21 protein-coding genes are annotated in these 24,171 nt (G+C 64.3%); 11 read left to right on the top strand and 10 right to left on the bottom strand.

Going from position 1 to position 24,171, the window contains the following annotated elements:
• Positions 1–8: 8 nt before the first annotated feature.
• On the bottom strand, positions 9–266 hold the full coding sequence (locus V0R62_RS04800; protein ID WP_330102952.1) for a type B 50S ribosomal protein L31: 258 nt from the start codon (positions 264–266) through the stop codon (positions 9–11).
• Positions 267–446: 180 nt separating this feature from the next.
• On the opposite strand from V0R62_RS04800, the gene V0R62_RS04795 reads away from it, so the two are divergent.
• Entirely contained in the window at positions 447–2,066 is a 1,620-nt protein-coding gene (locus tag V0R62_RS04795; RefSeq protein WP_330102951.1) for an FMN-binding glutamate synthase family protein, read from the top strand.
• Positions 2,067–2,152: 86 nt separating this feature from the next.
• Here the strand turns inward: V0R62_RS04795 and V0R62_RS04790 are convergent, their stop codons facing one another.
• The 6 genes from V0R62_RS04790 to V0R62_RS04765 form a co-directional block, all read right to left on the bottom strand.
• Positions 2,153–2,656, bottom strand: coding sequence for a hypothetical protein (locus V0R62_RS04790; protein WP_330102950.1), 504 nt, complete (start codon positions 2,654–2,656; stop codon positions 2,153–2,155).
• Positions 2,657–2,682: 26 nt separating this feature from the next.
• Positions 2,683–3,171 carry a hypothetical protein gene (locus tag V0R62_RS04785; RefSeq protein WP_330102949.1) on the bottom strand — a complete coding sequence of 163 codons (489 nt, stop codon included), beginning with the start codon at positions 3,169–3,171 and terminating at the stop codon, positions 2,683–2,685.
• Positions 3,172–3,183: 12 nt separating this feature from the next.
• The gene (locus V0R62_RS04780; protein ID WP_330102948.1) at positions 3,184–3,588 is read right to left on the bottom strand and encodes a glycosyltransferase family 39 protein; all 405 of its coding nucleotides are present in this window, start codon (positions 3,586–3,588) and stop codon (positions 3,184–3,186) included.
• Complete coding sequence (locus V0R62_RS04775) at positions 3,585–4,550, bottom strand: glycosyltransferase family 2 protein (protein ID WP_330102947.1); 966 nt, start codon at positions 4,548–4,550, stop codon at positions 3,585–3,587. The genes V0R62_RS04780 and V0R62_RS04775 overlap by 4 nt, the downstream gene beginning before the upstream one ends.
• A complete protein-coding gene (locus V0R62_RS04770) occupies positions 4,535–4,918 on the bottom strand; it encodes a GtrA family protein (RefSeq protein WP_330102946.1) in 384 nt (127 codons plus the stop codon). The genes V0R62_RS04775 and V0R62_RS04770 overlap by 16 nt, the downstream gene beginning before the upstream one ends.
• Positions 4,919–5,037: 119 nt before the next feature.
• Positions 5,038–6,459, bottom strand: a complete 1,422-nt coding sequence (locus V0R62_RS04765) for an amino acid permease (protein WP_330102945.1) — start codon at positions 6,457–6,459, stop codon at positions 5,038–5,040.
• A 425-nt stretch (positions 6,460–6,884) separates the two neighbouring features.
• On the opposite strand from V0R62_RS04765, the gene V0R62_RS04760 reads away from it, so the two are divergent.
• The 3 genes from V0R62_RS04760 to V0R62_RS04750 all read left to right on the top strand — a co-directional run bounded on the left by V0R62_RS04760 (position 6,885) and on the right by V0R62_RS04750 (position 11,400).
• Positions 6,885–10,004, top strand: coding sequence for a transglycosylase domain-containing protein (locus tag V0R62_RS04760; protein ID WP_330102944.1), 3,120 nt, complete (start codon positions 6,885–6,887; stop codon positions 10,002–10,004).
• 104 nt (positions 10,005–10,108) lie between these two features.
• Positions 10,109–10,642 (top strand): PadR family transcriptional regulator, encoded by a 534-nt coding sequence (locus tag V0R62_RS04755; protein ID WP_330102943.1) that lies wholly within the window; start codon positions 10,109–10,111, stop codon positions 10,640–10,642.
• A complete protein-coding gene (locus V0R62_RS04750; protein ID WP_330102942.1) occupies positions 10,639–11,400 on the top strand; it encodes a siderophore-interacting protein in 762 nt (253 codons plus the stop codon). Before V0R62_RS04755 ends, V0R62_RS04750 begins: the two co-directional genes overlap by 4 nt.
• 172 nt (positions 11,401–11,572) lie before the next feature.
• Here the strand turns inward: V0R62_RS04750 and V0R62_RS04745 are convergent, their stop codons facing one another.
• Entirely contained in the window at positions 11,573–12,199 is a 627-nt protein-coding gene (locus tag V0R62_RS04745; RefSeq protein ID WP_330102941.1) for a Pr6Pr family membrane protein, read from the bottom strand.
• A complete protein-coding gene (locus V0R62_RS04740; RefSeq protein WP_028690109.1) occupies positions 12,199–12,420 on the bottom strand; it encodes a VF530 family protein in 222 nt (73 codons plus the stop codon). The genes V0R62_RS04745 and V0R62_RS04740 overlap by 1 nt, the downstream gene beginning before the upstream one ends.
• 293 nt (positions 12,421–12,713) lie before the next feature.
• Between V0R62_RS04740 and V0R62_RS04735 the strand changes: the two genes are divergently transcribed.
• The 7 genes from V0R62_RS04735 (at position 12,714) to cmoB (ending at position 23,797) form a co-directional block, all read left to right on the top strand.
• Positions 12,714–14,765: a TonB-dependent receptor gene (locus V0R62_RS04735; protein ID WP_330102940.1), complete on the top strand. Its 2,052-nt coding sequence runs from the start codon at positions 12,714–12,716 to the stop codon at positions 14,763–14,765.
• A 248-nt stretch (positions 14,766–15,013) separates the two neighbouring features.
• Positions 15,014–16,360 carry a carbohydrate porin gene (locus V0R62_RS04730; protein ID WP_050703999.1) on the top strand — a complete coding sequence of 449 codons (1,347 nt, stop codon included), beginning with the start codon at positions 15,014–15,016 and terminating at the stop codon, positions 16,358–16,360.
• Positions 16,361–16,391: 31 nt separating this feature from the next.
• Complete coding sequence (locus V0R62_RS04725) at positions 16,392–18,803, top strand: glucose/quinate/shikimate family membrane-bound PQQ-dependent dehydrogenase (protein WP_330102939.1); 2,412 nt, start codon at positions 16,392–16,394, stop codon at positions 18,801–18,803.
• Between the two features lie 167 nt (positions 18,804–18,970).
• Entirely contained in the window at positions 18,971–21,391 is a 2,421-nt protein-coding gene (gene lon, locus V0R62_RS04720) for an endopeptidase La (RefSeq protein WP_186732052.1), read from the top strand.
• A gap of 226 nt (positions 21,392–21,617) precedes the next feature.
• Positions 21,618–22,010 (top strand): protease inhibitor I42 family protein, encoded by a 393-nt coding sequence (locus V0R62_RS04715; protein ID WP_330102938.1) that lies wholly within the window; start codon positions 21,618–21,620, stop codon positions 22,008–22,010.
• Between the two features lie 90 nt (positions 22,011–22,100).
• On the top strand, positions 22,101–22,844 hold the full coding sequence (gene cmoA / locus V0R62_RS04710; RefSeq protein ID WP_050703993.1) for a carboxy-S-adenosyl-L-methionine synthase CmoA: 744 nt from the start codon (positions 22,101–22,103) through the stop codon (positions 22,842–22,844).
• Positions 22,841–23,797, top strand: a complete 957-nt coding sequence (cmoB, locus tag V0R62_RS04705; protein ID WP_330102937.1) for a tRNA 5-methoxyuridine(34)/uridine 5-oxyacetic acid(34) synthase CmoB — start codon at positions 22,841–22,843, stop codon at positions 23,795–23,797. Before cmoA ends, cmoB begins: the two co-directional genes overlap by 4 nt.
• A gap of 70 nt (positions 23,798–23,867) precedes the next feature.
• Here cmoB and V0R62_RS04700 read toward each other — a convergent pair whose 3' ends face one another.
• Complete coding sequence (locus tag V0R62_RS04700; protein WP_062364203.1) at positions 23,868–24,071, bottom strand: hypothetical protein; 204 nt, start codon at positions 24,069–24,071, stop codon at positions 23,868–23,870.
• Positions 24,072–24,171: the final 100 nt, after the last annotated feature.

Genomic DNA, 24,171 nt, shown 5'->3' with positions numbered 1-24,171 from the left:
CTACACGATCAACGCTTGGCCTGGAAACCGGCGAAGCGCTTGTTGAACCCGGCCACTCGCCCTTCGACCGTGGTCTTGCGTTGCTGCCCTGTGTACACCGGATGCGAGGCACTGGACACATCCAGCGCCACATACGGATAGGTCTGCCCATCGCTGTGCTCCAGGGTGCGATCAGTTTCGACCGTCGAGCCGATCAGAAAGAACACATCGGCGGCAGTGTCGTGGAACAACACGGGACGATAGGCGGGGTGGATACCTGCTTTCATGGGGGCAATCTCCTGCGAGCTATAGTTACTTTATAACATATCTCATCACGAATGATTTTCAATACCCCAATTTTCATTTTTCTCGTCCGCCCCACGCTGGCATAGCGGCGCCCAACCGGGCTATGGTCGGGCTTTGCCCCAGGCCCCTGAGCCTGACCGAGCCATTCGCAAGGACACCGTATGAGCCTGTCACTCCTCAGCCGTTACGCCTTCTTCGCCGCCTGCGTGCTGTTCACCCTCGCCAGCCTGCCGTTCCTCGCCCACGACTGGTTGTGGCCGTTCACCCTGACCACCGGGGTGATCAGCCTGATCGGTGTGTTCGACCTGCTGCAGCAACGCCACGCGGTCCGCCGCAACTACCCGATCCTGGGCAACATCCGCTACCTGGTCGAGGGCATCCGCCCGGAGATCCGCCAGTACCTGCTGGAATCCGACAGCGACGCGCTGCCCTTTTCCCGCGCCCAGCGCTCGCTGGTCTACGCCCGGGCCAAGAACGAAGCCTCGGACAAACCGTTCGGCACCTTGATCGACGTCTACGAGTCGGGCTTCGAGTTCATCGGCCACTCCATGCGCCCGGCGCCGTTGGCCGACCCGGCGAGCTTTCGCGTCAGCGTCGGCGGCCCGCAGTGCACCCAGCCGTACTCGGCATCGATCTTCAACATCTCGGCCATGAGCTTCGGCTCGCTCAGCGCCAACGCCATCCGGGCCCTCAACCAGGGCGCCAAGCTGGGCAATTTCCACCACGACACCGGCGAAGGCAGCATCAGCCCCTACCACCGCGAACACGGCGGTGACCTGGTCTGGGAACTGGGCAGCGGCTACTTCGGCTGCCGCACCGCGGACGGCCGCTTCGACCCCGAGCGCTTCGCCGCCCAGGCGCAGAACCCGCAGGTGCGAATGATCGAGATCAAGATGAGCCAGGGTGCCAAGCCCGGCCATGGCGGCATCCTGCCCAAGCACAAGGTGACCCGGGAAATCGCCGAGACCCGTGGCGTCATGATGGGTGAGGACTGTATTTCGCCATCACGCCACAGTGCCTTCTCGACCCCGATCGAGATGATGCAGTTCATCGCCCAGTTGCGTGAACTGTCCGGCGGCAAGCCGGTGGGCTTCAAGTTCTGCCTGGGTCACCCGTGGGAATTCATGGGCATCGCCAAGGCCATGCTGGAAACCGGCATCCTGCCCGACTTCATCGTCGTCGACGGCAAGGAAGGCGGCACCGGCGCCGCCCCGGTGGAGTTCACCGACCATATCGGCGTGCCGCTGCGCGAGGGCCTGCTGTTCGTGCACAACACCTTGGTCGGCCTGAACCTGCGCGACAAGATCAAGCTCGGCGCCAGCGGCAAGATCGTCAGCGCCTTCGACATCGCCAGCGTGCTGGCCATCGGCGCCGACTGGGCCAACTCAGCGCGCGGCTTCATGTTCGCCATCGGCTGCATCCAGTCGCAGAGCTGCCACACCAACAAGTGCCCAACCGGCGTGGCCACCCAGGACGCCCTGCGCCAGCGTGCGCTGGTGGTGCCGGACAAAGCCCAGCGGGTGCTCAACTTCCACCACAACACCCTGCGCGCCCTGGCCGAAATGCTCGCCGCGGCGGGCCTGGAGCATCCGGCGCAACTGGAGGCCAAGCACCTGGTGCGGCGGATCTCGGCCACCGAGATCAAGCTGTTCTCGCAGATGCACGTGTTCCTCAAGCCGGGCGAGTTGCTGACCGGCGAGGTCAATGGGCAGTTCTATTCGCGGATGTGGCAGTTGGCCCGGGCGGATAGCTTCGAGCCACACAGCGAGGTCGCGGCCTGAGGCTTGGGTGGAGTTGTCTGGCTGAATAGCAGAGCAAAGGCGACTCCACCATCAAAACGCTCGATCTGATGCCAGCCCCTAGGCCATTACTGCTCAGTATTTTCGACCATCCCGACACCAATCCACCAGACACGCCCAGAGGGAGCAAATAGTTTATTCAAGTCGGTAACATACAACTGTTCTGATTTTGGGAATATCAATGAGAGCCAGCCATAAGTCGCAGGTGACTGTCCAGAGTTGTCGCCATGCTGACCGCGTTCATAGACGAGAGGTTCATGACCAGTGGCATTGTAGTAGTTTGCGGTGTAGTACCCAAAAAGCCCATTTACAACAATCAAATCTCCAGGCAGCCATAGCTCATTGACCTTGCCGAGGACGCTGTCCAGTCTGACATGCCGCCAGTCCGAGTTATTGGTATTTACCTGCCCTTCGTACAAATGATGCAGTGCTGCGATCTGCCCGGCCAGGCAGGCCAGCAACAGTAGAGTCCAGTAACGAGAGCGAGCGACTGCATTTTCCAGCCCCAGCCCTATCAGAATCGGTAATCCGCTGGCGGCGAAGGAAAGGTAACGAATGAAGTACAGCGACATCAAGCACAAGCCCAACCAGGTCAGAATCAATGGCACAAAGCTGAAAGAATCAACCAAGTAGGCCGCGATGGCCTTTTATCGCTGAGCGCAATCTTTACGCATGCGACAACCAGCACCATCGGCGCCAGCCAGAATAGCCACTTGGAATACCCCAGCCCATCATTCAAGGTGAGGAACACCCACAAGGTAGAGGGCAACGTATTAAACGTCACCGCCGGTAGCCATCCAACCCATGTCACGTTTGCAAGCTGCGCGATCAATGATGGCAGCCAGGGTAGGTACGCGAAAGCAATCATAACATTGCACACCCACCACCCACGCTGTCGGATCAGCCGTCCAGCAGATATGAGGAAGAATAACAATAGATAGAACCAGTGAGCCGCCACGGCCAACATCGTGAAATAGTGAGTGTACAGCCCAATAGTGATCAACAGGCCATAGCCAATCAAATGGCGATAGCGCTTCGGTTGCTGAGTCCAATGCAATAGCATCGATGTCGCGGCAAGCAGCAACAAAGCCAGCAGCGCCTACATGCGCGTTTCCTGACCATAACGCACGGAGATGGGCAGCAGGGCAAACAAAACGCCCACTAACAACGCAGCCCTTCGATTTGCCAACTGAACAGCGATGAGCATGGCAACTGTCACGCTGAGGCTTGAGCAGAGAACACTCAGCCCCCGCACGGCCAGCAAACCATTGCCAAAGAGTTCGATCCAGTAATGCAGCAATAAGTAGTAAAACGGCGGATGGACGTCTCGGATAGTGTGGAATAAGATCTGCGAAGGTGACATGCCAGCGATTGTCACGGAATACGCCTCATCGAGCCAAAGCACTGGCCCTGGTACGTGATACAGACGTGCAGCACTCGCGAGCAGCGCTATCCCAAGGCAAACCAATAACCAGCCGCCAGGTGTATCCAGGACTTTCTTCATTTTCTGCCCTCCAGAGAGGGCTTACTCTCTGTCGTACTGGCACGGCGGATAGCTTGCCGGACGATGTAACGAGGCCGACGCTTGGACTCCATGTAAATGCGTCCGATATATTCGCCCAGAACGCCAATACCGATCAGTTGCACCCCCCCCAGAAACAGGGTGGCAGTCATCAACGAGGGATATCCCGGCACCGAATTGTCGTATAGCCACTTGTCCACGACCTGATAGGCAGCAAAGGCAAGTGTGACGAGGGAGATGGCGCTCCCTACGTAGGTCCACACACGTAGCGGCACAGTACTGAACGAAGTAATCCCGTCCAGCGCCAGGTTCCATAGTTTCCAACCGTTGAAATGACTCTCCCCTGCCGAGCGCGAAGAGCGGTCATATTCGACCACCGTGGTCCTGAACCCTGCCCACGACAGCATGCCCTTCATGAACAGTTGCTGCTCAGGCATCAACTTGATCACCTCTACGACCTTGCGATCAAGCAGGCGGAAGTCGCCGACATTTTCCTCGATGCGAATCTGCGAAATCCGGTTCAACAGGAAGTAGAAGGCCGACGCCGAGTACCGCTTCAAAAAACTGTCACAAGAACGATCCCGTCGTTTGGCCAGCACCACGTCGAACCCCGCACGCCATTGTTCAATCAGCTGCGGAATGACCTCGACCGGGTCCTGCAGATCGACGTCGATCGGAATGACCGCGTCGCCACTGGCCTGTTCGAGCCCGGCAAACAAAGCCGCCTCCTTGCCGAAGTTGCGCGACAGATCGATCAACGCGACATCAGGATCGCCGGCGATCAGTTGGCGGATCTGTCTTTCAGTCCCGTCCTGACTGCCGTCGTTGATGAATATCAACTCGACCCGCACGGTTTCATTGGCCAGCGCGCTGCGAACCGCGTCATAGAACGGCCTGATCGCCTGCTCCTCATTGAACACCGGCACTATCAGCGAAATGTCCATTTGCGCCTCTGCGTGAACAACCATTTCGAAAACAGGAACCCGAGCAGCAGGCTGATGAGGGAAAACACCAGAACGGTAACGATCGAAGGCCAACCGAGAAGGTCGGCAGCACAACCCACGGTAAAGCTGAGGCTGCCCATGACGATCACGAACGTCAGGTAGCGAATGAGCGAGATGGGCGCCTGGAAGGTGAACCAGGCATTGGCGACGAAGGAGAACGACAACGCGGCGAAGAACGCGATCAGGTTGCTGGTGGCCTGGTCGGCGCCTGCGAACACGCGCATCGCCGTGAACACGACGATATGGAGCGTCGTATTGAAAAGGCCAACGACCACGTACCTGAAGAATGCTGGAACGCTGCCACGCATATGCGACGCACCTTCCTTGTCTGCCCTGCAGGCAAGTTAGATGAAGGTGGCGAGGGGGAGCTACTGGTAAAAGTGCCAGTTGACACAGACAGGGGCCGCGACGCGGCCCCCGCAACACATCAGCAAGCCGTGCTTGTCACACGTTGCTCCTGACCTTTGGGCGCCAACCGGAAGGTGTGATACAGCACCGTCAGCAGCACCAGGAACGCCGGGCCGATGTACAGGGCCACGCGGGTATCCGGGAAGTACGCCATCAGCCCCACCACCAGCACCAGGAACGCCAGCGCCAGGTACGAGCTCAAGGGCCACAGCCACATGCGGTACTTCAGCGCGTTGCGCTCGGCGGTGCTCAGCCCGGCGCGGAACTTGAGCTGCGCCAGCAGGATCATCACCCAGGTCCAGATCGCGCCGAAGGTGGCGATCGAGGTCACCCAGACGAACACCTTTTCCGGCACCAGGTAGTTGGCCAGCACGCCCAGCAGCAGTGCGGCGATCGACAGCAGCAGCGCGTTGCGCGGTACGCCGTTCTTCGAAGTGCGGGCGAAAGTGGCCGGGGCCTGGCCGTTCTGCGCCAGGCTGTAGAGCATGCGCCCGGTGCTGAAGATACCGCCGTTGCACGACGACAGCGCGGCGGTGATCACCACGAAGTTGATGATGCCGGCGGCGGTCTTGATGCCCAGGCGCTCGAAGGTCATCACGAACGGGCTGCCCTGGCTGCCGATCTCGTTCCACGGGTAGATCGACAGGATCACGAACAGCGCGCCCACGTAGAACAGCAGGATGCGCCAGAACACCGAGCCGATGGCCTGGGGGATGGTCTTCTGCGGGTTGCGCGCTTCGCCGGCGGTCAGGCCGATCATTTCCACGCCCAGGTAGGCGAACATCACCATCTGCAACGACATCAGCACGCCGGTCACGCCGTTGGGCATGAAGCCGCCGTTGCTCCACAGGTTGGAGATGCCCATGGCGACACCGTCGTTACCGAAGCCGAAGGCGATGATGCCGATACCGCCGAGCACCATGGCAATGATGGTGACGATCTTGATCAGGGCGAACCAGAACTCGAACTCGCCGAATGCCTTGACCGCGATCAGGTTGATCGCGCCCATGCTGCCCAGGGCCATCAACGCCCAGATCCAGCGCGGCACGTCGGGGAACCAGATGCCCATGTAGATGGCCACCGCAGTGATCTCGGCGACACAGGTCACCAGCCACAGGAACCAGTAGTTCCAGCCCGTGAGGAAGCCCGCCAGGGGGCCGAGGTAGTCTTGCGCGTAGCGGCTGAAGGAGCCTGCCACTGGGTTGTGCACGGCCATCTCGCCGAGGGCGCGCATGATCACCAGGATGGCCAGGCCACCGATGATGTAGGAGAGCATGATGGCGGGGCCGGCCATTTCGATGGCCTTGGCCGAACCCAGGAACAGGCCGACGCCGATACAGGCGCCAAGGGCCATCAGACGGATGTGCCGTTCGCCCAGCTCGCGCTTGAGCGGGCCGCCTTGGACGGACTCGTCGGGGGCAGGATGGTTGCCGACTGGCATAGCAATACAACCTCATTTTGTTATTGGATTTGACCTTCGTGCAGCACCGGCCGCGCCGATAGGCGGGGCGTCGTCTCGCCAGGCCGCCTTGTGGGCGGGCCTGTCCACCGGACGCGGGGCGCCGGCGGGTCGAAGGGGGCGAGCAGTATAGGAAGCCACTTGCAGGGCTTTTCACTATATACAGCGGGATATTTGGCGAGAATTCTCGGCAAAAAGCCCTTCATCGGAGGGGCATTCTGGCCTCGCTCCACCCATGCACAGGAATGGGGCAGCTACATTAACAACATTGCCGAAGAATGGAAGTCGCACCAAAGGCGCATGTTCATACGCGATTGCTCGAAGCTTCTTACAAATTTTTCACCAAACTGGGCCAGCGTCTAAGCTTCAGACAAGTAACGCGAAAACACTTGGCCGGACTTAAGACTATGGGCGCACTGTGGCAATCGGAACCAACCGGAACGGAAGCACCCAAAGCACCTCAGGCTGAAGCCCCCTTGCCCAAGACCCCACGTCAGCGCCGCCTGTGGTGGCGCCTGATCCTGCTCATCCTGCTGATCGGCCTGGTCGCGGTGGGCCTGGCAGCCTACGACGAGTTCCAGACCTCACGCCTGCAATCGCGCGAGTTCAGCCGCCTGGCCGGCACCCTCACCTACGCCCTGGAGCCCGGCCCGAGCGACGCCATCGTCTACCCGGGCGAGGGCCCCTTCGACAGGCGCCTGGGCTACAGCGCCCTGGGCGAGTTCCTGCCGCGACTGCTCAAGCGCGACTACCTGATCAACCAGCAGGTGCGCTTCTCCCCGGCGCTGATGAACTACGTCGATCACGGCCTGTTCGTGCCCTACGTGGAGAAGATCCAGGCCGGCCTGTCGATCACCGACTGCCGCGGCGACATGCTCTACCAGTACAACTACCCGCAGCACCTGTACCCGAACTTCGCGGCGATCCCGCCGGTGATGGTCAACAGCCTGCTGTTCATCGAGAACCGCGACCTGCTCGACCCGAAAGACCCGCAGAACAACCCGGCGGTGGACTGGCCGCGCTTCGCCAAGGCCGCCTACAGCCAGGTAGCCAAGTACCTGGCGCTGCCCGGGCAGTCGGCCGGCGGCAGCACCCTGGCCACCCAGCTCGAGAAGTACCGGCATTCGCCCGACGGGCTGACCGTCTCGGGCGCCGAGAAGATCCGCCAGATGATTTCCGCCAGCGTGCGTGCCTACCAGGGCGGCCCGGACACCACCGAGGCCCGCGAACGCATCGTGCGCGACTACCTCAACAGCGTGCCGCTGTCGGCGGTGCCCGGCCACGGCGAGGTGCACGGCATGGCCGAAGGCCTGCGGGTGTGGTACGGCGCCGACTTCGACCAGGTCAACCAGGCCCTCACCTCCACCGCCAGCGATGAAAAGAGCATGGCCGAACGCGGCCTGGCCCTGCGCCAGGTGCTGTCGCTGATGATCGCCCAGCGCCGCCCTTCGCACTACCTGTCCAAGGGCCGCATCGAACTGGCCGAGCTCACCGACTCGCACATCCGCGTACTCGCCGCCAACGGCATCATCGAGCGCCCTCTGGCCGACGCCGCCCTGGCCAGCAAGGCGGTGTACCGCGATTGGGTGGCCCAACCGACCATCGTGCCGATCATCACCAACAAAGGCATCAGCCTGGCCCGCAATCGCCTGGCGGCCATGCTCAACCGGCCGCTGTACGACCTCGACCGCCTCGACCTGTCGGCCACCAGCACCCTGCAGGCCGACCTGCAGGTGCAGGTCAGCCAGTACCTGAAGAACCTCGCCGACCCGGAGTTCGCCGCGCAGATCGGCCTGATCGGCGAACGCCTGCTCACCGCCAAGACCACCGACCAGGTGAGCTACAGCTTCACCCTGTTCGAACGCACCGCCGACGGCTCGCGGGTGCGGGTGCAGACCGACAGCACCAACCAGCCCTTCGACATCAACGAAGGCAGCAAGCTCGAACTGGGCTCCACCGCCAAGCTGCGGGTGCTGACCACCTACCTGGAAATCATCGCCGAGCTGCACGACAAGTACGCCGGCAAGCCGGCGGCCGAGCTGAAGAAGGTCCCGGTGGCCGAACTCGACCGCCTCACCCAGTGGTCGCTGGAATGGCTGATGCAGAACAGCAAGAACCAGAGCCTGGACGCCATGCTCGACGCGGCGCTCGAACGCAAGTACTCGGCCAACACCGGCGAGGCCTTCTTCACCGGTGGCGGCATGCATGTGTTCAACAACTTCCGCAAGGAAGACAACAACCGCAACCCGACCCTCAAGGATGCCCTGCGCGAGTCGATCAACCTGCCGTTCATCCGCCTGATGCGCGACATCGTGCGCTACGTCACCTACCAGCAGCCGTTCAACCGCGAACCACTGCTCAGGGACGACAGCGACCCGCGCCGCCAGGAGTACCTGGCGCGCTTCGCTGACCGCGAAGGCTCCAACTACACCATGCGTTTCTGGAAGAAGTACCAGCGCAAGACCTCGCAGCAGCGTCTGGACACCTTCCTCGACAGCATGCGCGTGACCCCGCAGCGCCTGGCCGCGGTGCACCGCTACCTGTTCCCCGAGGCCGGCCAGGAAACCTTCAACGCCTTCGTTCGCGCCCACAGCAAGGAAGACAAGAAGGCCATGGCCAAGCTCACCGACGGCCGCCTGGTGGAGATGTACGAAGCCTACGGCCCGGGCAAGTACGACTTGCCTGACCAGGGCTACATCGCCAAAGTCCACCCGCTGGACCTGTGGCTGCTCGGCTACCTGCTAAAGAACCCCGGCGCCTCGCTCAAGGACGCCCTCAACGCCAGCCGCTTCGAGCGCCAGGAGGTCTACAGCTGGCTGTTCAAGAGCCGCCACCAGGGCGCCCGCGACAGCCGCATCCGCACCATGGTCGAGATCGAGGCGTTCACCGATATCCACCAGCGCTGGAAGCGCGTCGGCTACCCGTTCGACCACCTGGTACCGTCGCTGGCCACCGCCATCGGCAGCTCCGGCGACCGTCCGGCCGCGCTCTCCGAACTGGTCGGGATCATCCAGAACGACGGCGTGCGCCTGCCCACGCTGCGCATCGACACCCTGCACTTCGCCCAGAACACCCCCTACGAAACGCAGCTGATCAGCGACCCGGACCGTGGCCAGCGGATTCTCCCGGTGGAAGTCGCCCGGGCGCTCAAGGGCGCCATGTCGCAGGTGGTCGACGCCGGCACCGCGCGGCGCATCTCCGGCAGCTTCAAGCTGCACGACGGCACCCCGCTGGTGATGGGCGGCAAGACCGGCACCGGCGACAACCGCATCGAAAGCTTCGGCGCCGGCGGCCGGTTGATCGGCTCGCGTTCGCTGAACCGCACCGCGACCTTCGTGTTCTTCCTCGGCGACAACCACTTCGGCACCCTCACCGCGTTCGTCCCCGGGCGCTCGGCTGAAGCCTTCAAGTTCACCTCGGCGCTGCCGGTGCAGGTGCTCAAGGGCATGGCGCCGATCCTCATGCCATACCTGGAGCCGGGCAACCCCACCGCCTGCAAGGCGCCGCAGGTGACGGGCCAATCCTGAACCATCAAAAAATTAGATGATAATCATCTGCATTTGAAGGCTTGTCTTTAGATATATCTTGAGTAATATCTTGCGATATATCTAAACAGACGGAGCCCTTCCCCATGCGCGACCACGACCCCTTCGAACGCCGCCCAGGCCGCGGCGAGCGTGGCCCGCGGGTATTCGCCCCGGGCGACCTGAGGCTGCTGATGCTGTCGATGCTGGCCGAGCAACCCGGCCACGGCTACGACCTGATCCGCCAGATCGAGACCCTCTTCGACGGCAGCTACAGCCCCAGCCCCGGGGTGATCTACCCCACCCTCAGCTATCTCGAGGAAGCCGAGTTGGTCACCGGCGCCATCCAGGGCAGCAAGCGCCTCTACGCCATCACCGATGCCGGCCGCAGTGCCTTGCAGGAACAAGCCGTCGCTCTCGACGGCGTGCGCATGCGCATCGAGGTGAGCAAGCGCGCCCTGCGCGGCCACGACCGTCCACCGGAAATCCACGAAGCCGTCGGCAACCTGCGCCACGCCCTGCACATGCACAGTGGCCGCTGGACCAGCGAAGAGATCGAGCGGGTGCGCAACCTGCTCAACGACACCGCCAAGGCCATCGCCTCCGGGCCGGCCACCCCTGTTACGGAGAACACCCCATGAGCGACACCATTCATCGCGTCAACCACGAGATCCGCCAGCGCCGCCTCGAAGTGCTGCGGGTCACCGACCTCACCCCGCGCATGCGCCGCATCACCCTCGGTGGCGCGGAGCTGGCCGGCTTCACCAGTGTCGGCACGGACGACCACATCAAGCTGCTGTTCGCCCTCACCGCCGAGGAACAGCAAGCCATCGACGCGCGCAACCTGGGCCGCGACGGCGGCGCCCGGCCGACCATGCGCGAATACACGCCACGGCGCATCGACCTGGTGAACAACCAGCTGGATATCGATTTCGTCCTGCATGGCGACGGCCCCGCCTCTACCTGGGCGGCCCAGGCCGCGCCTGGCCAGACCCTGGACATCGCCGGCCCGCGGGCCTCGATGGTGGTGCCGGATATCTTCGACAGCTACCTGCTGATCGGCGACGAGACGGCGATCCCCGCCATTGCCCGGCGCCTGGAGGAACTGCCGGCGGGCCGCCAGGTGCTGGCGGTGATCCAGATCGAGGACGAGCAGGAGCGCCAGGCGCTGACGAGCAAGGCCCAGGTCGAGGTGATCTGGGTGCGCCGGCACCAGGAGGATGTGCTGGAGCGGGTCAAGCACCTGGCGTTGCCCCAAGGCCGGTTGTATGGCTGGGTGGCGCTGGAAAAAGCACTGACCCGCCAGGCCAAGGCGCTGCTGCTGGAAAAAGGCGTGCCCGAGGATACCCTCAAGGCAGCGGCTTACTGGCGAGCTGACGGTACCGCCGACGACGAATGATCGGGCTCTGCACACCCCGGTGTAGGAGCGGCCTTGTGCCGCGAAAGGGCCACGCAGCGGCCCCAGCAATTTCTGACCTGACGCTGAGACCCCGGGGCCGCTGCGCGGCCCTTTCCGGCCGGTCCGACGCCTCGGCAAGGCCGCTCCTACACCGGATTGCATATCGGCAACCTCACGACAGCCTGCGCCAGCGATCCAACCCCAGCAATACCAACCCGATCCCCCAGAACCCCGCCAGCACCATCAGGGCATTGCCCAGCACCTGCCCATATCCCAACCGTGCCACATCGATGAACGGATAGGGATAGACCCCGATCTCATGCCCGCGCAACAGCACGAAGGCGAAATACAGCGCCGGGTACAACGTCCAGGCCGCCAGGTGCCAGAGCCGCAACCGCCCCTTGGGCACCTCCAGCCACCAGTACAGGACGAACACCAGCGGCATCACATCGTGCAGCAGTTCGTCCGCCAGCCACTGCCAGCCCTGGGGTTGCCACAGGTGGCGCAGCAACAGGCTGTAGGCCAGCGCCACCAGCAGGATGCTCGCGGCGATGCACGAGCTCACCGCCGGCGACAGGAACCAGCGCCTGGCCGCCGACTCGCGGCCGAACGCGGCCTGGCTGAGCACGGTGGCCACCAGTGTGTTGCTCAGCACGGTGAAATAACAGAACAGGTTGACCAGCCCGCCGATCAGGCTGGCCTGCTCCTGCCAGCGCGCCAGCAGCACCAGGTACAACTGGATCGCCAGGCCGGTCCAGCCGAGGACGGCCGCCAGGATCAGCCAGGGGCGGCGCGGCATCAGCCTTTGCGCTGCAGCTTCACATACAGCTGCTCGACCTTTTCCCGTGCCCACGGGGTCTTGCGCAGGAAGGTCAGGCTCGACTTGATGCTCGGGTCGCTCTTGAAGCAGCGGATGTCGACGCGCTCAGCCAGGCCTTGCCATTGGTAGTGCGCCACCAGCTCGGTGAGGATCTGCTCAAGGGTCTTGCCGTGCAGCGCGTTGTGATTGGCCGTGCTCATGCCAGTGCTCCAGGTTCGGGAAGGTGCGCACCTTACACGAGTGTAGTGGCATCTACAGCCTCTTCCGCTGTGCCCTGTAGGAGCGGCCTTGTGCCGCGAAGGGCTGCAAAGCAGCCCCGACGACATAGGTCATGGCCACGATCCTGGGGCCGCTTTGCGGCCCTTTCGCGGCACAAGGCCGCTCCTACAGGGTAAATGCGTCACCTCACAAAGTACTGGCCAGTGGCAAACAGCTTGTGATGAAATGTTATAAAGTAACTGATGACAATTCTGCCAAGGAACGCCACATCCCCATGCGTCACACGCCGCTGCACCTCTCCCCCCTTGCCGTCGCGCTCTGGCTGGCCTCCACCTCCAGCCAGGCCGTCGAACTGCAACCCCAGGTGATCACCGCCAACCCGCTGGGCAACGCCCAGCTGGCCGCGCCCAGCACCGTCCTCGAAGGCGACGACCTGCTGCAACAGCAGCACGGCAGCCTCGGTGAAACCCTCAACAAACAGCCCGGCGTCGCCTCCACCTGGTTCGGCCCCGGCGCCAGCCGCCCGGTGATCCGCGGCCTGGACGGCGACCGTATTCGCATCCTGCGCAACGGTGTCGGCGCCCTGGACGCCTCGTCACTGTCCTACGACCACGCCGTGCCACTGGACCCGGTGACCGTCGAGCGGGTCGAGATCGTCCGCGGTCCGGCCGCGCTGCTGTATGGCGGCAATGCCATCGGCGGCGTGGTCAACACCTTCGACAACCGCATCCCCAACTCGCCCATCGACGGCATCCACGGCGCGGGCGAGCTGCGCTACGGCGGCGCCGACACCACCCGCAGCAGCGCCGGCAAGCTGGAGGCCGGCAACGGCGCCTTCGCCCTGCACCTGGACGCCAACAGCCGCCAGTTCAACGACCTGCGCATCCCCGGCTACGCCCGCAGTTCGAAGGTCCGCGATGCCGATGAGCCCGGCAGCAAGCATCGCCTGAAAAACAGCGACGGGCGTCAGGACGGCGGAGCGATCGGTGGCTCCTACCACTGGGACCATGGCTATACCGGCCTGTCCTACAGCCGCTACGACAGCAACTACGGCTCGGTGGCCGAGCCCGGCGTGCGCCTGGACATGCAGCAGGACCACTACGGCTTCGCCTCGGAGCTGCGCGACCTCGACGGGCCGTTCAGCTCGGTCAAGGTCGATGCCGGCTACACCGACTATCAGCACCGCGAGATCGAAAGCGGCGAGGTGCACACCACCTTCAAGAACAAGGGCTACGAGGCGCGCATCGAAGCCCGTCACCAGCCGCTGGGCCCGGTCGAGGGCGTGGTCGGCGCCCAGGTCAGCCGCAACGAATTCTCCGCGTTGGGCGAGGAAGCCTTTGTCCCGCACACCGACACCGACAGCCTGGCGCTGTTCCTGCTCGAGCAATGGCAGGCCAGCGAACGCCTGAACCTGAGCCTGGGCGCGCGCCTGGAACACACCCGGGTCGATCCGGACGCCAAGGGCAACGAGAACTTCGCCGGAGCCGACAGCGCCAGCAGCTTCAACGCCTTCAGCCTGTCCTCGGGCGCGGTGTACCAGCTCGACCCGGTCTGGTCGCTGGCCGCCAACCTCGGCTACACCGAGCGCGCGCCGACCTTCTACGAGCTGTACGCCAACGGTGCCCACGTGGCCACCGGCGCCTACGAGATCGGCGATCCGAACCTGAACAAGGAAAAGGCCATCTCCACCGACCTGGCCCTGCGCTTCGACAACGGCACCCACAAGGGCAGCGTCGGCGTGTTCTACAGCCACTTTCGCAACTACATCGGCCTGATCGGCACAGGCAACCTGCGTGAAGGCCATGATCACGACCACGACGATCATGACCACGATCACGACCATGATCATGATCACGGCGATATCCCCGAGTATGCCTACCAGGGCGTGCGGGCACGCTTCTACGGCATCGAGGCCCAGGACCGCTGGCAACTGCTGGAAAACCGCTACGGCAGCTTCGCCCTGGAACTGTCCGGCGACTACACCCGGGCCAAGAACCTCGACAGCGGCGAGCCACTGCCGCGCATCGCCCCGCTGCGCCTGAACAGCGGCCTGGTCTGGGAGCTGGACCGCTGGCAGGCGCGGGTCGATGTACAGCATGCCGCGTCACAGCACCGCAAGCCGGCCAACGAGACCCGCACAGACGGTTACACCACCCTCGGCGCCAGCCTGGGGTATCGCTTCGACATCGGCCAGAGTGAATGGCTGGCCTTCGTGCGCGGCGAGAACCTCACCGACCAGACCGTGCGCTATGCCAGCTCGATCCTGCGCGATATCGCGCCGGCGCCGGGGCGCAGTGTGCAGGTCGGCTTGCGCACCTCGTTCTGACGTCATCGCGGGGTAAGCCTTCTCCCACCGTGGGAGCGGGCTAGCCCCGCGATGGGCCGATTGACTGTTACCCCATCAGCAACAATCCCCTGCGACATTTTGTCTTTTTTTCTTACAACTTCCCCTATATCCTCCCCGCCGCAAGCTGAATCGCTTCACTCAATATCCAACGCAGTCATTTCCCTTCGAAGATCTCGCACTTCGTTGCGCTTGCCGTTTCCTCAACAATCAAAAGATAGCGCTATCTCATGCTCCAGCTGCCCAATACCCGCTACTCCGGCCTCGCCCTCGCCACCCTGCTCGGCGCCCTGTCCCCCACCACCAGCGCCAGCGAGATGTTCGCCAAGGACTCGCCGTGGATGCTCGGCGACTGGGGCGGGACCCGCAGTGAGCTGCTGGAGAAAGGCTATGACTTCACCCTCGGCTACACCGGCGAGATGGGCAGCAACCTGCACGGCGGCTACAGCCATGACCGCGCGGCACGCTACAGCGACCAGTTCACCTTCGGCGTGAACATGGACCTGCAAAAGATCCTTGGCTGGCACGACACCGAGTTCCAGCTGACCGTCACCGAACGCCATGGCGACAACATCAGTAACGACCGCATCAACGACCCACGCGTCGGTGGCTTCACCTCGGCCCAGGAAGTTTGGGGCCGTGGCGAGACCTGGCGACTGACGCAGATGTGGATCAAGCAGAAATACTTCGATGGCGCGCTGGACGTGAAATTCGGCCGCTTCGGCGAAGGCGAGGACTTCAACAGCTTCCCCTGCGACTTCCAGAACCTGGCGTTCTGCGGCTCGCAGGTGGGCAACTGGGTCGGTGGCATCTGGTACAACTGGCCGGTCAGCCAGTGGGCCCTGCGCGTGCGCTACAACCTGAACGACGAACTCTACGCCCAGGTCGGCGTGTTCGAGCAGAACCCCTCCAACCTCGAGAGCGGCAACGGCTTCAAGCTCAGCGGCAGCGGCACCCAAGGCGCGGTGATGCCGATCGAACTGGTCTGGAGCCCGCGGGTCAATGGCCTGAAAGGGGAATATCGCGCCGGCTACTACTACAGTAATGCCAAGGCACAGGATGTACTCAAGGACAGCAACGGCGCGCCAGCCGCCATCAGCGGCGCCGCCTACCGCAGCAGCTCGAGCAAGCATGGCCTGTGGCTGGGCGCCCAGCAGCAGGTGACCGCGCTGGCCTCGGACCAGTCGCGCGGCCTGAGCCTGTTCGCCAATGCCACGGTGCACGACAAGAAGACCAATGCCATCGACAACTATGTGCAGGCAGGTGTGGTTTACAAGGGGCCCTTCGATGCCCGCGCCAAGGACGACATCGGTTTCGCCCTGGCCCGCGTGCACGTCAATCCCGGCTACCGCAAGAACGCCCGCCTCATCAACCAGGCCAACGGCCTGGACGACTACGACAACCCCGGCTTCCTGCCCGTGCAGGACACCGAGTACAGCGCCGAACTCTATTACGGCATCCACCTGGCCGACTGGCTCACCGTGCGCCCGAACCTGCAGTACATCCGCCATCCGGGCGGGGTGTCGCGGGTCGATGACGCCCTGATCGGCGGCCTGAAGATCCAGAGCAGTTTCTAACCCGACCCTTTCACACTACGGAGAACAGACGATGAGCACTGACGGTGCCAAGAATGGAACCCGCTGGCTACCGCGCCTGATGGGCGTATTGCTGCTGCTGATGGGCCTGGCCCTGCTGGCGGGCGGCATCAAGCTGAGCCAGCTGGGTGGCTCGCTTTATTACCTGATTGCCGGTATCGGCTTCGCCCTGTCCGGCATCCTGCTGCTGGCCAAGCGCCGCATCGCCCTGGGCCTGTATGGCCTGGTGCTGCTGGGCAGCACCGCCTGGGCACTGCTGGAAGTCGGCCTGGACTGGTGGCAGCTGGTGCCGCGCCTGGCCATCTGGTTCGCCATCGGCGTGGTCCTGCTGCTGCCGTGGGCGCGCCGCCCGCTGGTCGGCCCCGCGTCGAAGGTCAACACCGCCCTGCTCAGCGTCGCCGTGGTCGCCTCCGGCGCCACCGCCGTGGCCAGCCAGTTCACCCACCCGGGCGAGATCCGTGGCGAGTTCACCCGCGACAACAGCGAGATGGGCAGCGCCGCCCCGGCCATGCCGGACGGTGAATGGCAGGCCTACGGCCGCAGCGAACACGGTGACCGCTACTCGCCGCTGCGCCAGATCACCCCGCAGAACGCCTACCGCCTGGAAGAGGCCTGGCGCATCCGCACCGGCGACCTGCCGACTGAAAACGACCCGGTGGAGCTGACCAACCAGAACACCCCGCTGAAGGTCAACGGCATGCTCTATGCCTGCACCGCCCACAGCCGCCTACTGGCGCTGGACCCGGACACCGGCGCCGAGATCTGGCGCTACGACCCGCAGGTCAAGAGCCCCACCGGCACCTTCAAGGGCTTCGCCCACATGACCTGCCGCGGCGTCTCGTACTATGACGAGAACAGCTACGTCAGCCGTGACGGCAGCCCCGCGCCGAAGATCACCGACGCAGGCCAGGCCGTGGCCCAGGCCTGCCCGCGCCGCCTGTACCTGCCCACCGCCGACGCCCGCCTGATCGCCATCAACGCCGACACCGGCAAGGTCTGCGAAGGCTTTGCCAACCAGGGCGTGATCGACCTGACCCGCGGCATCGGCCCGTTCACCGCCGGTGGCTACTACTCCACCTCGCCGGCGGCGATCACCCGCAGCCTGGTGATCATCGGTGGCCACGTCACCGACAACGAATCGACCAACGAGCCGTCCGGCGTGATCCGCGCCTACGACGTGCACGACGGCCACCTGGTGTGGAACTGGGACAGCAACAACCCGGACGACACCAAGCCCCTGGCCGACGGGAAAATGTACAGCCGCAACTCGGCCAACATGTGGTCGATCGCCAGCGTCGATGAAGACCTCGGCATGATCTACCTGCCGCTGGGCAACCAGACCCCCGACCAGTGGGGCGCCGACCGTACCCCGGGCGCGGAGAAGTACAGCGCCGGCATCGTCGCCCTGGACCTGGCCACCGGCAAGGCGCGCTGGAACTATCAGTTCACCCACCACGACCTGTGGGACATGGACGTCGGCAGCCAGCCGACCCTGGTTCACCTGAAGACCGACGACGGCGTCAAGCCGGCGGTCATCGTGCCGACCAAGCAAGGCAGCCTGTACGTGCTCGACCGCCGCGACGGCACGCCGATCGTGCCGATCCGCGAGATCCCGGTACCGCAGGGCGCCGTGAAAGGCGACCACACCGCGCCGACCCAGGCCCGCTCCGACCTCAACCTGCTCGGCCCCGAGCTGACCGAACAGGCCATGTGGGGCGCCACGCCGTTCGACCAGATGCTCTGCCGCATCCAGTTCCGCAGCCTGCGCTACGAAGGCCAGTACACCCCGCCGTCCGAGCAGGGCAGCCTGGTCTACCCGGGCAACGTCGGCGTGTTCAACTGGGGCAGCGTGTCGGTCGACCCGGTGCGCCAGATCCTCTTCACCTCGCCGAACTACATGGCCTTCGTGTCGAAGATGATCCCGCGCGAGCAGGTGGCCGAAGGCAGCAAGCGCGAAAGCGAGACCAGCGGCGTGCAGCCGAACGCCGGCGCACCGTACGCGGTAACCATGCATCCGTTCATGTCGCCGATCGGTATCCCGTGCCAGGCGCCAGCCTGGGGCTATGTGGCGGCCATCGACCTGTTCACCAACAAGGTGGTGTGGAAGCACAAGAACGGCACCACCCGCGACAGCACCCCGGTGCCGATCGGCATGCCGGTGGGCGTGCCGAGCATGGGTGGCTCCATCGTCACCGCCGGTGGCGTGGGCTTCCTCAGCGGCACCCTGGACCAGTACCTGCGCGCCTATGACGTGAAGAACGGCCAGGAGCTGTGGAAGGGCCGCCTGCCGGCAGGCGGCCAGGCCACGCCGATGACCTACACTGGCAAGGACGGCAAGCAGTATGTGCTGGTAACCGCCGGCGGCCATGGCTCGCTGGGCACCCGCATGGGTGATTACATCATCGCTTACAAACTAGCCGAGTAAGCCTCATCGCGGGACAAGTCGGGGCGCCGAACCGCCGCTCCCACGCAGCCTGTATAGGGCTCGTGGGAGCGGGCTTGCCCCGCGATGGTTTCACCCCGTTCGTCTACCATTGAAACCCATCCTCCCCTGCCCCATCTAAGCACCATAGCCATTCACGCAGGTGCCCCATGAGCGACCAGCAGGATTTCCCGGAACATCCCGACGAACACAGCGAAGTCGAACACCTCGATCCCCAGGCCGCCCCCGGCCACCACCTCGCCCTGCCCGGCCAGCAGCTGCCGGACAAGGTCTACGTGATCCCGATCCACAACCGCCCGTTCTTCCCCGCGCAAGTGCTGCCGGTGATCGTCAACGAAGAACCCTGGGCCGAAACCCTCGACCTGGTCGCCAAGACCCCGCATCACTCCCTGGCGCTGTTCTTCATGGACACCCCGCCGGAAGACCACCGCCACTTCGACACCAAGGCCCTGCCCGAGTACGGCACCCTGGTGAAGGTGCACCACGCCAGCCGCGAAGGCGGCAAGCTGCAGTTCGTCGCCCAGGGACTGACCCGGGTGCGCATCCGCACCTGGCTCAAGCACCATCGCCCGCCCTACCTGGTGGAAGTCGACTACCCACGCCAGCCGGCGGAACCCACCGACGAGGTCAAGGCCTACGGCATGGCCCTGATCAACGCGATCAAGGAGCTGTTGCCGCTCAACCCGCTGTACAGCGAAGAGCTGAAGAACTACCTCAACCGCTTCAGCCCCAACGACCCGTCGCCACTGACAGACTTCGCCGCCGCCCTCACCTCGGCCACCGGCAACCAGCTGCAGGAAGTGCTCGACTGCGTGCCCATGCTCAAGCGCATGGAAAAGGTCCTGCCGATGCTGCGCAAGGAAGTCGAGGTGGCCCGGCTGCAGAACGAGATCTCCGCCGAGGTGAACCGGCAGATCGGCGAGCACCAGCGCGAGTTCTTCCTCAAGGAGCAGCTCAAGGTCATCCAGCAGGAGCTGGGCCTGACCAAGGACGACCGCAGCGCCGACCTGGAGCAGTTCCAGCAGCGCCTGGAGGGCAAGACCCTGCCTGACCAGGCGAAAAAACGCATCGACGAGGAGATGGGCAAGCTGGCCATCCTCGAGACCGGCTCGCCAGAGTACGCAGTCACCCGCAACTACCTGGAATGGGCCACGGCCCTGCCTTGGGGCGTGTACGGCAAGGACAAGCTCGACCTCAAGCACGCGCGCAAGGTACTCGACCGTCACCACGCGGGCCTGGACGACATCAAGGAGCGCATCCTCGAGTTCCTCGCCGTGGGCGCCTGGAAAGGTGAGATCAGTGGCTCCATCGTGCTGCTGGTGGGTCCGCCGGGCGTGGGCAAGACCAGCATCGGCAAGTCCATCGCCGAATCCCTGGGCCGGCCGTTCTACCGCTTCAGTGTCGGCGGCATGCGCGACGAGGCCGAGATCAAGGGCCACCGCCGCACCTACATTGGCGCCCAGCCAGGCAAGCTGGTGCAGGCGCTGAAGGAAGTCGAGGTGATGAACCCGGTGATCATGCTCGACGAGATCGACAAGATGGGCCAGAGCTACCAGGGCGACCCGGCCTCGGCACTGCTGGAGACCCTCGACCCCGAGCAGAACGTCGACTTCCTCGACCATTACCTGGACCTGCGCCTGGACCTGTCCAAGGTGCTGTTCGTCTGCACCGCCAACACCCTGGACTCGATCCCCGGCCCGTTGCTCGACCGCATGGAAGTGATCCGCCTGTCCGGCTACATCACCGAGGAAAAGCTCGCCATCGCCAAGCGCCACCTGTGGCCCAAGCAGCTGGACAAGGCCGGCGTGGCCAAGACCAGCCTGGGCATCAACGACGCCGCCCTGCGCGCGGTGATCGAGGGCTATGCCCGCGAAGCCGGTGTACGCCAGCTGGAGAAACAGCTGGGCAAGCTGGTGCGCAAGTCGGTGGTCAAGCTGCTGGAGGATCCGCAGGCCAAGCTCAAGATCGGCACCAAGGACCTCGAGCCCGCCCTGGGCATGCCGCTGTTCCGCAGCGAGCAGGTGCTGGCCGGCAAGGGCGTGATCACAGGTCTGGCCTGGACCAGCATGGGCGGCGCCACCCTGCCGATCGAGGCCACGCGCATCCACACCCTCGGCCGCGGCCTCAAGCTCACCGGCAAGCTGGGTGATGTGATGAAGGAGTCGGCGGAAATCGCCTACAGCTATGTCAGCTCGAACCTCAAGCAATTCGGCGGCACGCCGGGCTATTTCGACGAGGCCTTCATCCACCTGCATGTCCCTGAAGGCGCGACGCCCAAGGATGGCCCCAGTGCCGGCGTGACCATGGCCAGCGCCCTGCTGTCCCTGGCCCGGGACCAGGCGCCGAAGAAAGGCGTGGCGATGACCGGCGAGCTGACTCTGACTGGCCAGGTACTGCCGATCGGCGGGGTGCGCGAGAAGGTGATCGCGGCGCGCCGGCAGAAGATCTTCGAACTGATCCTGCCGGAGGCCAACCGCGGCGATTTCGAGGAGTTGCCGGAGTACCTGAAGGACGGCTTGACCGTGCATTTCGCCAAGCGCTTTGCCGACGTGGCGAAAGTACTGTTCTGACCGTCCAGCCGGGCCACTGTAGGAGCGGCCTTGTGTCGCGATAGGGCCGCACAGCGGCCCCGGCTATCTCAAAGTAGGCCAGAGACCCTGGGGGTGCTTCGCACCCCTTTCGCGACGCAAGGCCGCTCCTACAGGGATCGTGCATGGCAATGAGACGCCAACACTGCCATCACAAACTTCCATCTGCTTCGGTTATCCTCAGGTTAAATCAGCCTCAGGAGCCACCATGTCCGCCCCTCGCCTGCTCGTTCCCCTGGGCCTGGCCCTGCTCACCGCCTGCGCCCAGCAACCGCAACGCACCGTCGAACTGGACGGCGAAAGCGAATGCCCCACGCGCCTGGTCGTCGGCCAGAGCATGACCCTCACCCTGCCCAGCAACCCCACCACCGGCTACCGCTGGCTACTGCAGAACCCGGCTCCGGAGATCCTGCGCAGCCTCGGCCCCGAGGTGTACAGCTCCCCGGAACAGGCCGGCATCGTCGGCAGCGGCGGGCTTTCTTCCTGGCGCTTCCAGGCCAAGGCCGCAGGCGAGGGTCACCTGATCCTGGTCTACCAGCAGCCCTGGGCCCCTGAAGTGCGGCCGGTGCAGACCTTCGATTGCGCCATCCGGGTGAAGTGAGCGGACGGCGCCGGTCAGTGAGTCATGCAAGCTTGCCGTGGTTTGGCTAGAATGCCGCCCCTGTAGATTGCCAGCCGCCTGGACCCACCCGTGAGCAAACAACCCGACCGCCTTTTCGCCCAACCCCTGGAGCAGGTGCCCGACTTCGTCTTCAACGAAGACGTGGTGCAGGTGTTCCCGGACATGATCAAGCGCTCGGTGCCCGGTTACCCGACCATTGTCGAGAACCTCGGCGTGCTGGCCGCGCGCTTCGCCCAGCCGAACTCCGCGCTGTACGACCTCGGCGCCTCGCTGGGCGCGGTGACCCAGGCGCTGCGCCGCCATGTACGCACGGACGGCTGCCGGGTAATCGCGGTGGACAACTCCGCGGCCATGGTCGAGCGCTGTCGTCAGTACCTCACCGCCCAGGACTCGATGTTCCAGGAGTTGCTGCCGGTGCAGGTGCTGGAGGCCGACATCCTCGCCCTGCCCTTCGAGCCAGCCTCGGTGGTGGCGATGAACTTCACCCTGCAGTTCGTCGCCCCCGAGCAGCGCCTGGAGCTTCTGGGCCGCATCCGCCAGGCCCTGTTGCCGGGCGGTGCGCTGATCCTCTCGGAAAAACTGCGCTTCACCGATGCGCAGGAGCAGGACCTGCTCAACGAACTGCACCTGGACTTCAAGCGTGCCAATGGCTACAGCGAACTGGAAATCGCCCAGAAACGCAGCGCCATCGAGAACGTGATGAAGCCCGACACCCTGGAAACCCATGAGCAGCGCCTGCGCGCCGCCGGCTTCTCCAAGGTCGTGCCCTGGTTCCAATGTCTCAACTTCGCCTCGCTGATAGCCCTGCCATGATCGATCTGTCTCCCCTCGTCCGCCGCCTGGCGGGCACGCCCCTTGCCACTTGGTCCCAGGGCCTGCAGGCGCAACTCGAAGCCAAGCTGGAAAAGGGCCACGGCGACCTCGACCGCTGGCGTGGCGCCCTCGAGGCTCTGCCGCGGCTGACTCCCAGCGAGATCGACCTGGTCGACGGCCTGCGCCTGGACTGCGCCTGCGACGACGCCACCCGGGCGCAGATGCGCCAGGCACTGATGGGCTTGTCGCCCTGGCGCAAGGGCCCGTTCGACCTGTTCGGCGTGCATGTCGACACCGAGTGGCGCTCGGACTGGAAATGGTCGCGGGTCGGCCCGCACCTGGACCTCAAGGGCAAGCGCGTGCTCGACGTGGGCTGCGGCAATGGCTATTACCAATGGCGCATGCTCGGCGCCGGCGCCGACATGGTCATCGGCGTCGACCCCAACTGGCTGTTCTTCTGCCAGTTCCAGGCCGTGCAGCAGTACCTGCCTGAACTGCCGGCCTGGCACCTGCCATTCGCCCTCGAAGAGCTGCCGGCCAACCTCGAAGGCTTCGACACCGTGTTCTCCATGGGCGTGTTCTACCACCGCCGCTCGCCCATCGAGCACCTGCTGGCGCTCAAGGACTGCCTGGTCAAGGGCGGTGAACTGGTGCTGGAAACACTGGTGATCGAGGGTGACGAAAACCAGGTGCTGGTACCCGAGGACCGCTACGCGCAGATGCGCAACGTCTGGTTCCTGCCGTCGGTGCCGGCCCTGGAGCGTTGGTTGCGCCGCGCCGGCTTCAGCGATGTGCGCTGCGTCGATGTCAGTGTCACCAGCGTCGAGGAGCAGCGCAGCACCGAGTGGATGCGCTACCAGTCGCTGGGCGACTTCCTCGACCCGAACGACCACGGCAAGACCGTCGAAGGTCTGCCGGCCCCACGCCGCGCCACGCTGCTGGCACGCAAATAAAAAATGGCGCCCGTTCGGGCGCCCAGGTTCACCAGCGGCGAGGAGCTGTCGCGGCGCAGGTGTGTAGTACTCAGTCCTTGGCCAGTTCGCGGGCCTTTTCCTCGGCCTTGCGCTCGCGCTCGGCCAGCGCCTGCTGCTTGTCGCCATACAGGCGCGCCTGGTCGTCGCGGAACGCTTGCCAGAATTGCTTCGAACGCTCCGCGCCGCCTTCGGCGAAAACGCTGGTGCTGCCCAGGGCGAGAATCGCCAGCAGCAGGTACTTGGTCAGGTTCATCGTGCTTGCCTCGTGATAACCGTTTCGACAGGGCCATCATCGCAAGCGGGAGCTAACGCGAAGGTGAGGCGGACATTACAGTCTTGCAAGAGAACCGCAT

Origin of the sequence: Pseudomonas carassii, assembly GCF_036324045.1 — a bacterium.
Lineage (GTDB): Bacteria > Pseudomonadota > Gammaproteobacteria > Pseudomonadales > Pseudomonadaceae > Aquipseudomonas > Aquipseudomonas peradeniyensis.
Note: the sequence above shows the minus strand (reverse complement) of the source record. Positions and strands in the feature narration are given on the sequence as shown.

Excerpts from the sequence above, each read along its gene's own strand:
- V0R62_RS04800 (WP_330102952.1), bottom strand. The coding sequence starts at position 266 with ATGAAAGCAGGTATCCACCCCGCCTATCGTCCCGTGTTGTTCCACGAC.
- V0R62_RS04795 (WP_330102951.1), top strand. The coding sequence starts at position 447 with ATGAGCCTGTCACTCCTCAGCCGTTACGCCTTCTTCGCCGCCTGCGTG.
- V0R62_RS04790 (WP_330102950.1), bottom strand. The coding sequence starts at position 2,656 with ATGTCGCTGTACTTCATTCGTTACCTTTCCTTCGCCGCCAGCGGATTA.
- V0R62_RS04780 (WP_330102948.1), bottom strand. The coding sequence starts at position 3,588 with ATGAAGAAAGTCCTGGATACACCTGGCGGCTGGTTATTGGTTTGCCTT.
- V0R62_RS04775 (WP_330102947.1), bottom strand. The coding sequence starts at position 4,550 with ATGGACATTTCGCTGATAGTGCCGGTGTTCAATGAGGAGCAGGCGATC.
- V0R62_RS04770 (WP_330102946.1), bottom strand. The coding sequence starts at position 4,918 with ATGCGTGGCAGCGTTCCAGCATTCTTCAGGTACGTGGTCGTTGGCCTT.
- V0R62_RS04765 (WP_330102945.1), bottom strand. The coding sequence starts at position 6,459 with ATGCCAGTCGGCAACCATCCTGCCCCCGACGAGTCCGTCCAAGGCGGC.
- V0R62_RS04760 (WP_330102944.1), top strand. The coding sequence starts at position 6,885 with ATGGGCGCACTGTGGCAATCGGAACCAACCGGAACGGAAGCACCCAAA.
- V0R62_RS04755 (WP_330102943.1), top strand. The coding sequence starts at position 10,109 with ATGCGCGACCACGACCCCTTCGAACGCCGCCCAGGCCGCGGCGAGCGT.
- V0R62_RS04750 (WP_330102942.1), top strand. The coding sequence starts at position 10,639 with ATGAGCGACACCATTCATCGCGTCAACCACGAGATCCGCCAGCGCCGC.
- V0R62_RS04745 (WP_330102941.1), bottom strand. The coding sequence starts at position 12,199 with ATGCCGCGCCGCCCCTGGCTGATCCTGGCGGCCGTCCTCGGCTGGACC.
- V0R62_RS04740 (WP_028690109.1), bottom strand. The coding sequence starts at position 12,420 with ATGAGCACGGCCAATCACAACGCGCTGCACGGCAAGACCCTTGAGCAG.
- V0R62_RS04735 (WP_330102940.1), top strand. The coding sequence starts at position 12,714 with ATGCGTCACACGCCGCTGCACCTCTCCCCCCTTGCCGTCGCGCTCTGG.
- V0R62_RS04730 (WP_050703999.1), top strand. The coding sequence starts at position 15,014 with ATGCTCCAGCTGCCCAATACCCGCTACTCCGGCCTCGCCCTCGCCACC.
- V0R62_RS04725 (WP_330102939.1), top strand. The coding sequence starts at position 16,392 with ATGAGCACTGACGGTGCCAAGAATGGAACCCGCTGGCTACCGCGCCTG.
- lon (WP_186732052.1), top strand. The coding sequence starts at position 18,971 with ATGAGCGACCAGCAGGATTTCCCGGAACATCCCGACGAACACAGCGAA.
- V0R62_RS04715 (WP_330102938.1), top strand. The coding sequence starts at position 21,618 with ATGTCCGCCCCTCGCCTGCTCGTTCCCCTGGGCCTGGCCCTGCTCACC.
- cmoB (WP_330102937.1), top strand. The coding sequence starts at position 22,841 with ATGATCGATCTGTCTCCCCTCGTCCGCCGCCTGGCGGGCACGCCCCTT.
- V0R62_RS04700 (WP_062364203.1), bottom strand. The coding sequence starts at position 24,071 with ATGAACCTGACCAAGTACCTGCTGCTGGCGATTCTCGCCCTGGGCAGC.